The organism is Thermoactinomyces mirandus (assembly GCF_013868055.1).
Classification (GTDB): Bacteria; Bacillota; Bacilli; order Thermoactinomycetales; family Thermoactinomycetaceae; genus Thermoactinomyces; species Thermoactinomyces mirandus.
Genome location: NZ_JACEOL010000024.1, coordinates 24012 through 41005, shown reverse-complemented (window position 1 = coordinate 41005; position 16994 = coordinate 24012). Strand labels below are relative to the sequence as shown.

Here is a 16994-nt window from a genome sequence, read left to right as displayed (position 1 = left end):
TCCTTTAAATGTTTGCAACAACTTCTGCTTTTCTTCCGGAGTAACCAGTTCCATTTCACCGAGACGCAGATCCGGATTTTCCACTACCTGATTGACAAGATAAATATAATCCCGAATCATTTTCCGGATGGTTTCGGTTTTGTACAAATGGGTTGCGTATTCCACAATCCCATTGATTTTCTCGTCCTCAACCATCATCCAGCTCATGTCAAACTTGGCTTTCTTCCATTCCCACTCTTCTGCCAGTTCAATGGAGAACCCGGGGAAATTAAAAGAAGACTGATCATTATTCTGCATGCTGAACATGGTGTCAAAGAGCGGGTTGCGACTCAGATCCCGTTTGATATCCAGTTTCTCCACCAGTTCTTCAAACGGATAATCCTGATGCTCCGCCATACGCAGGATATGCTCTTTCACTTGCCCGACAAACCGGGCAAAGGTGAGATCCGGATCCAGTTTGCTCCGGACGGCCAGGGTATTGGCAAACATGCCCACAATTGATTGGAGATCCGCATGCGGCCGGCCGGCAATCGGAGAACCGACTATCAGGTCTTTTTGCCCCGAATATTTTGCCAGCAACCAATTGTATGCCGCCATCAACACCATGTACAGCGTGGCTTTTTGTTTATCGCAAAACCGTTTCAACTTTTCGGACAGCACAGAATCGAATTCGAAAGTGAGATGGTCTCCTTCAAACTGTTGCACAGAAGGGCGCGGATAATCGGTCGGCAAATCCAGCACAGGCAGTTCTCCGGAAAGCTCGTTCAGCCAGTATTTCTCATGCCGGGCCCATTCCTCCTTTTGCTGCACATTTTGCTGCCAGACAGCATAATCCTTGTACTGCAAAGCCAGCGGCGACAGTTTTTCCCCTTTCATCAAGCTTATTAAATCCTGGAACAGAATCCGGATGGAGACCCCGTCTGCCACGATATGATGAAAATCCATCAACAAAAAGCGTTCTTCAGAGTCGATCCTGTGTAGCAACCCGACGCGCATTAACGGGGCCTGCTCCAGATCAAACGGACGGATAAATTGACGAATCACCTGTTTTCCATGAGACTCGTCTTCCGCCTGATAATGCTCAATGGTTATGGTGGCATCCGGGTGAATTTTTTGCTTTAATTCCCCTTCAATCAGATGAAAGGATGTCCTTAATGATTCGTGTCTCACAATCAATGATTGCAGTGCATTCTCCAGCCGCTTGACCGGCAGGGAGCCATGGACGCGAAAAACATAAGGCATATTGTAGCCGGTTCCCATTCCTTCCAATTGCCCAACCATGTATAGCCGTTTCTGGGCTGAAGAAACGGGATAAAACTCCATTGCTGGCGCAGGGGGAATTTCCGCATACTCTTTTTGATGACACATCTGGATATAGGCTGCCTGTTTCTGAACGGTCGGGCGGGAAAAAATTTCTCTTAACGGCAAATCCACATTGAACTGTTTATTGACTTGCGAAGAGAGAACCATCGCTTTTAACGAATGGCCGCCCGATTCAAAAAAGTCATCATGAATGCTGATTTGATCCACACCCAATACGCCTTGCCAGATTTCCACCAGTTTTTCTTCTACCGGATTTGCCGGCGCCACAAATTCCCGTTCGCTTTTTCTCGCTTCCGACGGTTTGGGAAGTGCTTTCCGGTCCACTTTTCCATTTGGCGTAAGCGGAAGTTGGTCCATTTTCACGAAGTAATCCGGCACCATGTAATCCGGCAGCGTTTCAGACATGTAATCACGCAATTCAAGATGGGAAACATCCTGTTCCGGAACAACGTACGCACCTAAATAAGAATGTCCATTCTCATCCTTGTCCGCCACGACTACCGCATGAAGTACTTTTGGATGGGACAGGAGCCTCAACTCCACTTCGCCAATTTCAATCCGGTTGCCGCGAATCTTGACCTGGTCATCCATCCGCTCAATGTATTCTATATTTCCATCTGGCAGCCATCGTACCAAATCTCCGGTTTTATACATGTGATTCCCCGGATTGAACGGATCTTCGACAAACCGTTCTCTGGTCAGGTCCGGCCGGTTCAGATATCCTTTGGCCACACCATCCCCGCTGATGCAAAGTTCGCCGGGAACACCAACAGGCTGCAGCTGCCCCCATCCATTCAGCACATACAGTCTGGTATTGTTTAATGGCTTGCCGATCGGGACACGCCCTGTGGCAAGCACCGAATTGTCAATCGAACAGGTTGTGGCAAATACGGTCGTTTCTGTCGGCCCGTATCCATTGATCAGCCGGTGTTCGCCCAGTTCCCTGACAGCCTTTTGCACATGTTTGACGGAAGCCTTTTCCCCGCCAAACAAAATTTTGCGCAGATTCCCCAAGCAATCCAGATCCAGGTCAACGATGGTATTGAACAGGGAAGTGGTCATAAACGCGACCGTAATCTTTTCTTCCCGGATCAATTGTGACAGCCGGGTAAAATCGATTCCGATCTCATTGGGAACCAACACCAGTGTGGCTCCATTTAACAAAGCGTTATATATGTCAAACGTAGATCCGTCAAAACAGTAATTGGACAATTGGAGCAGTCGGTCATTCTCATGGATCTCTATGTAACCATTATTGATGACCGTGCGGATCACATTGCGATGGGAAGTCAGATTTCCTTTGGGCTTCCCGGTCGATCCTGAGGTGTAGATCACGTAAAGAAGGTCATCAGCCTGGTTCACTCCACTTAAGTTCGATCTGTCTTCATTCGTCCAGATTTCAGGAAGCAAGTGGATGATCTCGCTTTGATAAGACGAAGGAACATTCAAACCTGGCTGCAGTAAAAGAACAGACGCCGCTGAATCTTGCAGCATAAATTCTTTTCGGTCCGGCGGATATTCCGGATCAATTGGCATATAAGCCCCTCCGGCTTTCACAATTGCCAGCATCCCGATCATCATTTCAAGCGACCGTTTGGTCACCAGACCAACAATTTGTCCGCGCCGGACGCCATTTTTGCGCAAAACACGCGCCAGCTGGTTGGCCTGTTCATTCAAATCCTTGTAGGTTAGTGCTTCTTCACCAATTTTTATCGCGATTTGCTGTGGATATTTCTCCACCTGTTCCTCAAAGATTTCCTGAATCGTTTTTTCCCGGGGATAATCGGCATCTGTTTGATTAAAACCGATCAACAGCTGCTCTTTCTCCGTTTCCGTCACCAGCTCAATCTCTTTTAACAATTTCTCCGGCTGTTGAATCACTTGCTCCGCGATATGCCTGAAGTGGCCAAACAGCTTTTCGACATAGGCTTTCGAACAGGCCAGCTCGTTATATTGGAACAGAATGGTCAGTTTTTCATTCGGAAGCACAATCACGTTGAAGTCATAGTTGGTTTTGTCAAATGTGCTTCTGGCATCGGTCACCGTAAAGCCCACCTGGTAGCTGTATTTGTCAAATACACCGGGGTCAAACGCGTAATTTTCGAAAACCACGATATGATCAAACAACTGATTCCCAGCCTGCGTATATTCCTGTGTATCGGCCAGGGATACGTAATCGTACGGTTCAGAAGCCAGTGCCGACCGTTGTACACGTTTCGCCAGATCGATAAACCGTTCTTCGCCAGATCCCCGTACACGCACCGGAATGGTATTGATAAACAAGCCAACCATCTTTTCAATATCGCGGATCAGTTTGTTCCGACCGGAAACGACAGACCCGAAGACAACGTCTTCTGTATTGTTGTATCGTTGCAGCAATACGCCCCAGATCGTCTGAAATACATTATTCAGAGTAAGATGATGCCTGCGGGCCATCTTATTTAATTCCCTGGTCAGTTCTTCGTCCAATGACAGGGTGAGTTCTCCCAATTGATACTCCCCGTCTGCAACTGGTTGCATACCGGGAACTTTAACGGGCTCTTCATATCCTGACAGATATTGTTTCCAATATTCCATGGCCTCTGATTGATTCTGCTGTTCCAGCCATCGGATAAATTCACGATATTGCGTCACTTTCCCGGCCGGTACCGGTTCATTGTGTTTGAGCTTCCCGTATATCTCAAACAAATCTTCAAAAACAATCCCCATGCACCATCCATCCATGAGAATATGGTGGGTGCTGAAGATGACCTGATACCGTCTGGTTTCTGTTTTCAGTACTGTAACACGCAGCAAAACATCTTTAAGCAGATCAAAAGGTTCTGTCTGATCCTGCCTGATCCACGCTCTGATTTTCTTTTCCTTTTCTTCATCCGTTAAATGGGAAAAATCCTCATACCGGATTTTGGTTTTACGCTCCTTTAAAATCACCTGACGTGGCTTTTGCACCTTTTTATACAGAAACACCGTCCGAAATATTTCATATCGGTCAATCAGCATGTTTAAGCTTTTTTCAAACAATTGCGGGCTAAAATCCCCCTCTATTTTCAACACCAATTGTTTGAAATAAGAGTTTCCTTTATCAAAAAGGGAGTGAAATAACATCGCTTCCTGCATCGGGGACAAAGAAAGAATGTCCTGTTGTTTTATTCCCATAATCAATCTCCTCAACATTACCTGAATTCATAATAAGCCAGGGGGCTTCCCGCTTTCACACCCCTGGCTTATAGCTTATAAATCAGAAAGCAAGTCGGAAATATCCTCCAACTCCTCAAAGGTCAGATCGCTGGAGCCAAAGTCGCTGGGTGTCCACTCTTCTTCTTTGGAAGAACAATGTTCAATAATCAGCCTCAACTTGCTCATAAATTCCTCCGCCACCCTGGTTATGGTTTCCGCCCGGTGGATTTTCTGATTGTAATCAAAATGCATTTCCAGGCGATGGTGCATCACCAACCCGTAAATATTCAACAAATACGGGCTGGATGATAACGGGCTGACTTCGTCACCCTTCGGCATCACCGACGGGCCAAAGAGTTCATGGTCAAAATCGCGATCAAATTGCCCCAAATAGTTAAAGCTGATCTCCGGTTGAACGCGGAAACCGATTCCTTCTTTTTGTTGTGGAGAAGTCAGGTATTTCAAAATCCCGTACCCAATCCCTTTATTGGGAATTTTTCGCAGTTGTTCTTTTATTTGCTTGATGGCTTCACCCACATCTGTTTTCTCCAGGTGCAATACAACCGGGTAAGATGAGGTAAACCAGCCGACGGTTCTGCTTATGTCAAGTTCGTTCATGATCTCTTCCCGGCCATGTCCTTCCAGATTAATCACTGCCTTGTTTTCACCCGTCCATTTTTGCAAGGCCAAAAGCAGTGCTGTCAGCAGAAGATCATTGATTTCGGTATGATAGGCATGATGTACCCCGGTGAGCAGTTTTTTGGTTTCTTCTTCCGTAAGTTGTACCGTTACTGTTTCGTGATCAAGGAGAACCCTTTGTTTCGGCGGCGCATAATCTTTCGGCAATGACGGGACCGCCGCTTCCTCCACTTGTTTCCAGTAAGAGAGTTCCGCCAGGGCATCCGGTGTATTCGCATATTCAGCCAGTCTTTTGCTCCATCTCTGATACGAGCTTGTTTTGTTTGGCAAGACCAGTTCCTGGCTGGCGGATGCCTGCTGATAAACTTTAGCAAAATCTTCGAGCAAAATACGCCACGATATTCCATCAATCAGCAAATGGTGTATGACAATGAGCAGATGATCTCCCTGATTTGTCCTGAACAAACCTAACTGAACCAATCTTCCTTGAAACAGATCGTTGCTCCGTTGCAATTCGTCAGCAACTTTTCTGATTTTTGGCGCAGGGTCCGTTTCATGCCGGAAATCGAATTCATGGAAAGTGAAAAATTCACCTTCTTCCAGTCCCCGAATTCTTTGCACCCACTTCTGTCCTTCAGGTTCAAAGACCATCCTTAAGGCATCATGATGCTCAACCAGCTTTAAAAAGGCCTGTTTGACCAAATGAGAGTCGAAACCATCTGGGTGGAATAGCATCATTGATTGATTCCAGTGATGCAAATTGGCAAAGTTTTGTTCAAAGAACCAATGTTGGATGGGGGTAAGCGGCACTTCTCCTTCGACATGATCCTGATCAGCCTCAGCTTCCGCCAATTCGATACAAGGTGCCAATTCGCAGATGGTGGGATTGTCGAACAAATCGTTGATTTTCAGTTTAAAATCCAGTTGGTGCAATCGCGATATGATCTGGATGGCTTTGATCGAATCCCCGCCCAGTTCAAAGAAGTCATCATGAATTCCAACGCTTTCCAACCCCAGAACTTCTTCCCAAATTTGCACCAATTTTTCTTCCACTTCATTTGTTGGTGAAGCCGGTTCCGTATTGGCCTGAACAGAATAAGTTGGTTCGGGCAATGCTTTTTTGTCGATTTTTCCATTGGGAGTCAGCGGGATGCGTTCCAACTCCACAAAGTAAGACGGGATCATATATTCCGGCAATTCTTTTATCAAATGCTGACGTAATTTCGTCACCGACCAGTCGCCCTCTGCAGTAAAATACGCGCATAAATAGACTTGTTCCATATGACCCTCGTGGGCGACAACCGTGGCTTCTTTGATGCTTGGATATTTGATTAATTGATTGGTAATTTCCCCCAATTCTACCCGATACCCTCGAATTTTGACCTGATCATCGACTCTACCCAGATACTCGATATTTCCATCCGGCAACCAGCATGCCAAATCCCCTGTCCTGTACATTTTGGTACCCGGAACAAAGGGATTGTCCACAAATTTATCCGCTGTTAAATCGGGCAGGTTCCAGTAGCCCCGGGCTAATCCCGCTCCACTGATACACAGTTCACCAGGCACTCCAATCGGCTGCAACTGATGATGCTTGTTCACGATATATACTTGTTGGTTAAAAAATGGTTTTCCAATCGAAGTTTCGGAAACAGAATCGTGATATTTGGCAATCGTTGCACATACGGTTGCTTCGGTTGGCCCGTATGCATTGATAAATGTACGCCCTGCTCCCCATTTGTTCACCAGGTCAGGTGAACATGTTTCCCCTGCACTGATAATGGTTTTTAAGTCAGGAAGTTCGCCGTATGAAACGGATTTAAGAACAGACGGAGGTAACGTCACATTGCTGATCCTCTTTTCTCTCAGATATTGAACGAGTTGATTCAGCAACACCATTTTTTCTTCCAGATACAAGGTCGCACCTGTAACAAGGGTGGGAAATACCTCTGCTACTGAAGCATCAAAGCTGACTGATGCAAATTGTAAAACACGGGTGTTTTCGTGAATTCCGTAAGGTTTGGCAATTAAAACCAGATTGCACAGATTCCGATGCTCAACCATGACTCCTTTTGGTTTGCCTGTTGATCCCGAAGTATAAATCAAATAGGCAAGGTCGGTCGGTTGGTTGACGACCGGCAAATTGGACGGGTCTCCCTGCAGCAATGACTCGTTTACGATAAGCACATTTTCCCGATAGTTGGCCGGAACTTGAAGTCCCGGTTGAACCAGCAGCAGTTTCACCTGACTGTCATCCAACATGTACTGAATCCGCTTGGCCGGGTATTCCGGATCAATTGGAAGATAAGCGCCACCTGCCTTTAAAATCGCCAAAATCGAAATGATGAATTCTGGTGACCGCTTCATCATAATTCCAACGATCTGTTCCCGGTCAATTTTGTTGTTTCTAAGAATCCGTGCCAGCTGATTGGCTCGTGTGTTCAACTCCTTGTAAGTCCATTCTTTTTCTTTATAAACCAATGCGATATTTTGGGGAGTTTTTTCAACTTGCTTTTCAAACAATTGATGAATCGCAACATTTCTGGCATAATCCGCTTTTGTGCAATTAAAGTCGACCAGTAATCGTTGCTTCTCTTCATGCGGAATAATCTCCAGCTGATGAACAGGAGTCTCCGGATTTGCCAGAATTTGCTCCATTAATGTTTGTAAATGGTCTATCACTTGCTTCATCTGATATTCAGTATAGATTTCTGTGTCATACTTCAATTTTACGAGCCATTCATCTCCCGGATATACAATCAGACCGACTCCATAACTGTCCTGTTCAAATGCATCCAGACCGGAAATCGAGAAGCCGGGTTCTTCTTTCCTGTTTTTAAACCGGTTGAGATCCAAAGGATAGTTTTCAAAAGCCATAATGTGATCAAATAACTTGTTAAATAACGGCGTGCCGGATTGAATCTCCGCCAACGAAGCATAGTGAACTTTTTCCGCTTCCAAAATTTCATGCTGCACTCTTTGTAACAGAGTCGCAAAGGTGTCATACTCCTTACTGCGAATCCGGATTGGAACCGTATTGATGAAAAGCCCGACCATTTTTTCCACTTGCGGCAATTCTGATGGCCTTCCCGAAACAACGGTACCAAAGACGACATCGTCAGTATCGTTGTATTTCTGTAGCAAAATGCCCCAGATGGTTTGAAAGAAAGTGCTTGGTGTGACGTGATACTGCTGTGCCAGCGATGTCAACCGTTCAGTCAATTTTTGCGGCAGGATGAAATCCGTTTCCTTTTTCTCCAGCTCATAATCCGTCTTTTTCCTGATTCCCCGGTTCAAAACACTTGCCGTCTGTTCATAACCACGCAAATAATCTTTCCAGAATGCTTTTGCTTCTTCATGATCCTGTTCTTCCAACCAGCGAATATATTCGCGGTATGGAGTAACCCGTTCCAGTTGCATCGAGGTTCCCTGCAAAAGAGCCTGATACATGGACAGCCAGTCTTCGAGCAAAAGGGAAATACACCAGCCGTCAAACAATATGTGATGGAAACTCCACACAAAATGGAATCGGTCATCAGCCAGTTTGAACAGGGCAAAACGAAGCAGTGGTTCGTGCAATGCAGGAAAGCCTTTTTTTCGGTCTTCCCGCTTGAATTTTTGCAAGAATGCCTGCTGCTTTGTTTCAGACAGGCTGCTTAAATCTTCATACAGGATCGGCACTTCGACCTTTTTCAGCACAACCTGCACCGGTTGGGCCAGATTTTGAAACATGAATACCGTTCTGAGCACATCATGTTTCTGCACCAGTTTTTCCAGGCTTTGCTTAAATGCGGCAAAATCAACCGCTCCGTCCAAATCGATGTAAAACTGCTCAAAATACTGGATCCGCGTCTGGATGGCATGGAACAGGATCCCTTTCTGCAAGGAAGAGAGCGAATAGATATCCTGGATACGATCAGCCGGCAACACGGAATATATGTGTTCCAGCTCAGCCATGGACAAATCTTTTGTGTTGAAATCACTCGGCGTATAGGTGGTATTCTCTTTTTCCAGACAATGCTCGATACATTCCGCCAAATGTTTGATAAAACTGCGGGCCACCGACTCAACCGTCTGTCTTTTGAACATCCGGGTATTGTAGCCTACACGAATTTTTAGTCTGCCGCCTGTCACCATACTGTTGAAAGCAAGCGCATGCGGCTCAGGCGTAAGCGGGCTGAACCAGTCTCCGGTCGGAATCTCATTTGACCCCAATCCTTCTTCTTCGAACTGTCCGAGATAGTTAAAGCTGATTTCCGGTTCCAGATCAAACGACAGATCCTGTTTTTGTTCAGGAGCAGTCAAATAGCGTAAGATTCCGTAGCCAATTCCTTTATTGGGAATATGGCGCAATATCTCCTTGATGGCCGGAATCACCCGTGACAGCCGGGAATCCTGAAGTTCAAAAACGACAGGATACATCGATGTAAACCAGCCGACGGTCCGGTTCAGGTCTACACCTCCAATAATTTCCTCACGCCCATGCCCTTCCAGATTCAGGGCAATTTTCGATTGTCCGGTCCACTCATTGATAGCCAGTGCCAATCCCGCCAGCAACAGATCATTCACTTCGGTGTGATAGGCATGATGCACCTGGGTCAACAATTGTCCGGTTTGAACCTCATCCAGTGTCAACTCAAATTCATCGATATCCCTGTGAAGTTTTTCTCCAGTCCAGGCAAAGTCTTTTGGCAGGGCTTCTATTTTGCCTGAGCAGAGCTGTTGCCAGTAGCTCTTTTCTTGCATCATTTTATTGCTGTCTGCATATTGGCGCAGCTGCTTTGCCCATGTTCTGAAAGAGCTGGTTTTTTGAGGCAGAATAATTTTTTGCCCATTGGCCGCCTGGTGGTACGCCGTTTTAAAGTCCTCCAGGATAATTCGCCAAGAGACCCCATCAACAACCAAATGATGAATGACAATCAACAGATAATCTCCGTCATCGTTATGGAAAATCCCCGCACGGACAAGCGGTCCGGTCTCCAGGTTGAGGCTTTGCTGCAAACGGTTGGCGTGTTCTTCCAAACTTTTCGAGCCGGGTTCCTTCAAATCCAGCCGCTCTACCGTAAATGCCCGGTGTTCTTCAGGCTGATTGAACTGCTTTACTTCGCCACCCGTAAAATCATATGTCATTCTTAAAGCATCATGATGCTTTGTTAACGTCTGAAATGCCTCCTTCACCCATGGCAGGTTCCATCCGTCAGCAGAATACAGCATCATTGCCTGATTAAAATGATTCGGTTTTTTGGACTGAAGTGAGAAGAACCATTGTTGAATCGGGGTTAAATGAACAGCACCCGTAATTTCACCCTCTTCTTCCAGCCTGTTCAGTCCGCTTTTTACATTTGGAGCCAGTTCTGCAATTGTTGGATAACGGAACAAGGTTTTTGTCTCCAGCTTTATTTGCTGCTGATTCAGGCGTGCCGCAATTCGAATAGCCTTGATCGAGTCTCCGCCCAGTTCAAAGAAATTGTCGTGAATGCCTACTCTTTCAATCCCCAACACTTCCTGCCATACCCGGACCAGAATTGCTTCCGTTTCTGTAGTCGGTTCGGCGTAATTTTCCGATGTCTGGTCTGTAAAATCAGGTTTGGGAAGTGACCGTTTATCCACTTTCCCGTTGGCAGTTAACGGAATGGAATCCAATTCTACAAAATAGCTGGGCATCATGTAATCAGGCAGCTTTTGCCGCAGTCTCTTGCGCAGGGAAGCTGTTTCTATTTCCGTGTCAGCCACAAAATAGGCACACAAGTAAGATCCCTGTTCGTCTTCATCCTTGATCACAACTGCATCGCGCACCTCTTTTTCTTCCATCAGATGGCGCTCGATTTCTCCCAGTTCGATCCGATGCCCGCGGATTTTCACCTGCATGTCCATACGACCCAGATATTCAATCGTACCGTCTTCCAACCACCGTACCAAATCTCCGGTTTTATACATGCGATTTCCCGGATTGAACGGATCTTCGACAAACCGTTCTCTGGTCAGGTCCGGCCGGTTCAGGTATCCTTTGGCCACACCATCCCCACTGATGCAAAGTTCGCCGGAAACACCAACAGGCTGCAGCTGTCCCCACCCATTCAGCACATACAGTCTGGTATTGTTTAATGGCTTGCCGATCGGAACACACCCTGTGGCAAGCACCGAATTGTCAATCGAACAGGTTGTGGCAAATACGGTCGTTTCCGTCGGCCCGTATCCATTGATCAGCCGGTGTTCGCCCAATTCCCTGACAGCCTTTTGCACATGTTTGACGGAAGCCTTTTCCCCGCCAAACAGGATTTTTCTCATATTGGCCAAACTGGATAAATCAAAATCGACCAGCATATTAAACAAAGCGGTTGTAATAAAGGATACAGTGATTTTTTCTTCCCGGATCAAACGGGTCAACTTATTCAAATCCAATAGGGTTTCCTTAGGTACCAACACAAGTTGAGCACCATGGAGCAATGACATGTAAATGTCAAAGGTAGATCCGTCAAAAGCATAATTGGACAATTGCAAAACACGGTCCGACTCATCCACCTCGACATACCCGTTGTTAACAATCGTCCGGACCACATTATAGTGCATGGTTGTAATCCCTTTGGGAGTTCCCGTTGATCCGGAGGTGTAAATAATATATAAAATATCCTCCGGTAAATTAATATTCGGCAAATTGCCGGAATATTGGTCTTCCCATATTTTTGGGGACAATTCCACCAACCTTCCGGTATACGCTTCCGGAACAGGAAGACCGGGTTGCACCAGCAGGGTGTTTGCCTGGCTGTCTTCCAACATGAAACGGATTCGTTCTTCCGGATAGCCCGGATCTATAGGCAAATACGTCCCACCCGCTTTGACAATGGCGAGCAAACCGATAATCATGACCGGTGAACGTTCCACCAACAGGCCAACAACATCGCCCCTTTTAATCCCTTTGCCGCGCAACAATCTGGCCAGTTGGTTGGTCTGTTCATTCAGTTCCTGATAAGTCAGGGTTTCCTCGCCCATTCTGATCGCCACATGGTCGGGAGTCTTCAATACCTGTTCCTCAAACAACTGCTGAATCGTTTTTCCCCGCGGGTAAGGCACATCTGTCCGGTTGAATTCCACCAACACTTTCTTTTTTTCCTCAGGCGGAAGCAATTCAATTTTGGCAATGGTACAAGCCGGATTATGGGTAATCTGCTCCAAAATGGTCAGGTAGGATTTGATAAACCGTTGAATCGTGGAACGTTTGAACAGCCGCGTGCAATATTCCACCGAGAACTCGATCGTTTCGGCTTCTTCCTTGGCTTCCCAGGTCATGTCAAACATCGATTGCTTCCACGGGATCTCCTTCATGTCAAGTACAGACACACCTGGAAGATTAATCGTTTCCGTGTCCATGTTTTGCAACACAAATGCTGTATCAAACAAAGGATTCCGGCTGCGGTCACGGTTGATCTTCAACTGCTCGACCACTTCTTCCAGCGGATAATCCCCATGCTCGTAAGCCTCCAGGATTCGTTTCCTGACTTGCTTCAGATAATCAGAAAAAGACAAATCCATACAGGGCTGAGAACGTAAAGGCAGAGTATTGACAAACATGCCGAAAACCGATTCCAAACGGGGCTGTCCGCGGCCTGCAACAGGAAACCCTGCAATGATATCTTCCTGTCCGGACAATTTTGCCAATAAAACCTTGTATGCCGCAAACAGCATCATGAACAATGTAGAATTTTCTTGTTTGGCAATCCGTTTCAAACGTTCAGTCAACGATGCGCCTACAGAAAATCGAACTTTGTCGCCAGCAAATTCCTGGACGAAGGGCCTCTGATAATCCGTCGGCAATTCAAGCACAGGAATGGAACCTGACAAGCGGTTTAACCAGTATTCCTTCTGCTTGCGGCATTCCTCCGACTTCAGCCACTCCTGCTGCCAAGCTGCATAATCCTTGTACTGGAGATCCGGGACAGGCAACACTTCCCCTTTGTAAAGCGCACCCAGTTCACGATACAGAATCTCTTCTACGGAAATACCGTCAGAAACAATATGATGCATATCAATGACCAAATAGTGCCTCTGATCCGGATGGTGAATAAGAGCAACACGGAACAAAGGCGCTTTTCCCAGATCAAATGGAGAAATAAAGGTTTCGGCAATCTGTTTTACTTCATCCATGGAACTGGCACGATAAACCTTCCACGGCAGCTCAACTTCAGATTGGACTTTTTGCACCACTTCACCATCAGCCAGATGGAAAGAAGTACGCAATGCCTCATGACGCTGCACAAAGTTTTCAAAAGCTGACTGCAATCGTTTTTCGTCAAGTTCTCCGCGCAGTTCCAGCATGACGGGGGTATGATATGTGGTCCCGATATTTTCCAATTGCTCTACTGCATATATCCTTTTTTGCACGGAAGAAGTCGGATAGGTTTCCCCCGGTCGGGATGTCTTGAATACATCATTTTGCAAAATTGTTTCAGCTTTCCAGATCGATGTAGCCATATCTCTCAAAACCGGCCGTTCATACAAGTCATGGATTGAAATCCGGACCTGAAACTCTTTCCTGATTCTTGACAGTAAACGCATTAATTTAAGGGAATCTCCGCCCAAATCAAAAAAGTTGTCAGCCGCACCAACCTGACCGGCATCAAAGATCTCCTTCCAGATTCGGATCAGACGGCGCTCGGTTTCACTGGTGCCAGGCATGGAGCGATTGGTTTTACCTTTTGTTTCCGGAACTGGCAGCGCTTTCTTGTCTACTTTTCCGTTGGGTGTCAAAGGGAACCGGTCCATGTGAATCAGATGCGCCGGAACCATGTAATACGGCAGTTCCTGTTCCAGATGCTGCCGAATCGATTGCTTCGTCCAACCTTCCCTGGCAGTAAAATAGGCACACAGATAGTTTCGTCCCTGTGCATCAGATCGTGTCAGCACCAATGCATCCTGAATATGCGGGTGTTGCAACAGACAGTGGGCGATTTCACCAAGCTCAATCCGAAAGCCCCTGATTTTCACCTGATCGTCAATCCGCCCCAAAAATTCCAGGCGCCCGTCGGGAAGCCATCGCACGATATCTCCTGTTTTGTACATCCGTTCTCCGGGTTCAAACGGATTTTCCACAAATTTTTCCGCGGTCAGTTCAGGACGATGTAGATAGCCCCGGGCCAAACCTGCTCCGCTGATGCACAGCTCTCCAGGGGCACCAACCGGCTGCAATTGTTGCTGGCGACTGAGTACATATACCCGATTGTTGGCGATTGGCCGACCAATAAAAATCGGTTCATCAGGATAAACCGGTCCGCTTGTCGTAACAACGGTATTTTCTGTCGGGCCATAGTTGTTGACAATCTTGTAAGTCTGCGGAACGACCTGTTTCAGACGGTCCCCTCCGACAAGGAGAATTCTCAGGCTGCGATTCTCCAGATGCATGAATTGCTCCGCAACCTGTGTTGGCAAAAAGCTGACCGTAACTCCTTTTTCATCCATATACCGGTTCAGCTCTTCCAAATCATACCGCAGTTCTTCATCGATGATTTGGAGCGTGGCTCCGGCCAAAAGAGTTGGAAAAATTTCCCATACAGATGCGTCAAAACTAAACCCGGCGTACTTTGTACAACAGTCATATTCCGAGATTTTAAATTCGTCAACGTGCCAGAAGGCCAGGTTTACAAGAGACGAATGCTCTATCATCACACCCTTGGGTTTCCCGGTTGAGCCGGAAGTATAGATCACGTATGCCGGATCATGAACTTGCACCATGGGATCAGGGCGGCTTGCCGCTTCTTTTGTCCAATCCACCATTTTCAGATCCAACCGGTCCAAATGAGTTCCGATATCATTTGAATCATTTCCGTAAGTTAAAAGCATTTGTGTCTTACTGTCTTTTAACATATAAGAAATCCGTTCCGACGGGTAATTGGGATCAATCGGCAAATAGGCTGCTCCTGCCTTGAGAATCCCCAGTACACCAATGATCATTTCAAGGGAAGGAGGCACCATGACCGCAACAATATCCCCTTTTTTTACGTTGCGATCCTGCAAAATTGCCGCTAACAAGTCAGCGCGCCGATTCAGTTCCCGATAAGTCAACCGGGTATCCAGAAATTCAACGGCTGTCTGGTCCGGCGACTGTCTTGCTCTGGACTCAATCAACTGATGAATGGTTTCCTTGTCTGGATAATGTTGTCTGGTTTGATTAAATGTATGCAGTTTTTTCTTTTCCTCGGCGGTGATCAGATCAAACTCGGAAATGGACAAGTGAGGCTGGTCAATGATGCTTTCAATCATTTTTTTGAGATGATGCCCCATCCGCCTGATCAGTTCACTGTAATACCGGTTTGGCTCATAATTAATTTGTATGGTTAAATATTTGGCAGGGACAAATGTAACAACCAGTTGAATGTGAGGATCCAGTTTTCTTATTTCATTGACTTGATTTTTGCACTTATTGGTATATTTTTGGTATTCAAACTCCTTTTGATTCAGTAAATGATTTGCTATGACAACAAGGTGATCGATGGCTTTTTCATCAATTCCGGTTGCTTCGCATAATTTGGATAACGGAAACCGTGGATAATCCGTTTTCGACAAAGCGTGAAACAGTTGGTTAAATGTGAAATGCTGGTCTCTTATACGAGCCAGCTGCACTTCCGGTTCATTCTCAAAAAAAGATTTACAGGCAGAATGCGAAATGGCAAACAGAACATCCGTTTCACCGCTGTATTTCAGCAGCAAACTTCCCCAAAGCCCTTGAAACAAGGAAGACAGGGAACCTGGATACTGTTTTGCCAATGCATAAAGACTTTCTGAAGTGGAACGACTCAGGCGTATTTCAAACTGCTCAAAGGCTTCCTGTTCACAATCGCCTTTGATACGGCTTTTCCTAGCTGGAATAAACACACTTCCTTCATAATCACTCAACCACTGATCATAAAGCTCTCTGTGTTTACTCCATCTTTCTTTCACCTTTGTCATGATTAACCTCCAGTATATATAAAACTTATATCGAATTTTATTTGTGAAAAAATTACAGTTACCATCTTATCCAAGTTTCCAGCCGCTGTCAATATCCTATTGGTTAAGATAAAAGTTTCTGCATGAAATTATTTTAACAAAAAATATTTAACAAAACAAACGATAGAAACACTGTGATCCGAGTGATTCTATCGTTTGTTTTCAAATGTTAATATTGCTATGATTGTATAGACGGCAGGTTCCATTTGGCAAATTATGAAATGTCATACTATTTATTTTCCATCAGTTATTTATTTCCTGCTGTAAAAACAATATTTCATTCTATTACTCCACCAATTTTTTCAAGAAAATATTGTTCTTTGCAAAAAAATTGCTATTATTATAGTTAATAAAAAAATTGGTAAAATCAATGAATAATGAAATTTCGATCGATTGCAAGGAGGAAATGATTGTGGCATGGATTTATTTATTCATTGCAGGAATATTTGAAGTTGTCTGGGCGATCAGCCTTAAGTATACACATGGTTTTACCCGTTTTTATCCATCCCTTCTTACTTTGGCCGGAATGGTCGTCAGTTTTTATTTTTTATCGCAGGCTACCAAACAATTGCCCATCGGCACAGCCTATGCGGTCTGGACCGGAATCGGCGTTTTGGGCACCGCCATCCTGGGAATCATCCTGTTTCATGAATCCCGCCATTGGCTTCGTTTATTATTTCTATGTATGATTTTGACCGGTATTGCCGGATTGAAATTGGCCTCCGCAAGCCAATAATGGAAAAAAGTCTGCTTGATCTGACTTTTTTCCATTATTTTGATATTTTAATGAATTTTACTTGCAACAAATTGGTATAAGCCCTACAATCGGGCAATTGGAGCTGCTCGTTTCAGAACCGCTTTGATCTATCCAAAAT

General features: G+C 45.6%; 3 protein-coding genes. 1 reads left to right on the top strand and 2 read right to left on the bottom strand.

The features are described from left to right. Window positions 1-4479 (bottom strand): non-ribosomal peptide synthetase (locus H2C83_RS07350; protein WP_181739302.1); only part of this gene is annotated, 4479 nt, incomplete at its 3' end. A 75-nt stretch (window positions 4480-4554) separates the two neighbouring features. Further along, window positions 4555-16080 carry a non-ribosomal peptide synthetase gene (locus H2C83_RS07345; RefSeq protein WP_181739300.1) on the bottom strand — a complete coding sequence of 3842 codons (11526 nt, stop codon included), beginning with the start codon at window positions 16078-16080 and terminating at the stop codon, window positions 4555-4557. 451 nt (window positions 16081-16531) lie between these two features. Here H2C83_RS07345 and sugE point away from each other — a divergent pair, with 451 nt between their 5' ends. Continuing rightward, window positions 16532-16855: a quaternary ammonium compound efflux SMR transporter SugE gene (gene sugE / locus H2C83_RS07340; RefSeq protein ID WP_181739298.1), complete on the top strand. Its 324-nt coding sequence runs from the start codon at window positions 16532-16534 to the stop codon at window positions 16853-16855. Window positions 16856-16994: the final 139 nt, after the last annotated feature.

What these genes read in the sequence shown, in the direction of transcription:
- H2C83_RS07345 (WP_181739300.1), bottom strand. Translation starts at nt 16,080, where the DNA reads ATGACAAAGGTGAAAGAAAGATGGAGTAAACACAGAGAGCTTTATGAT.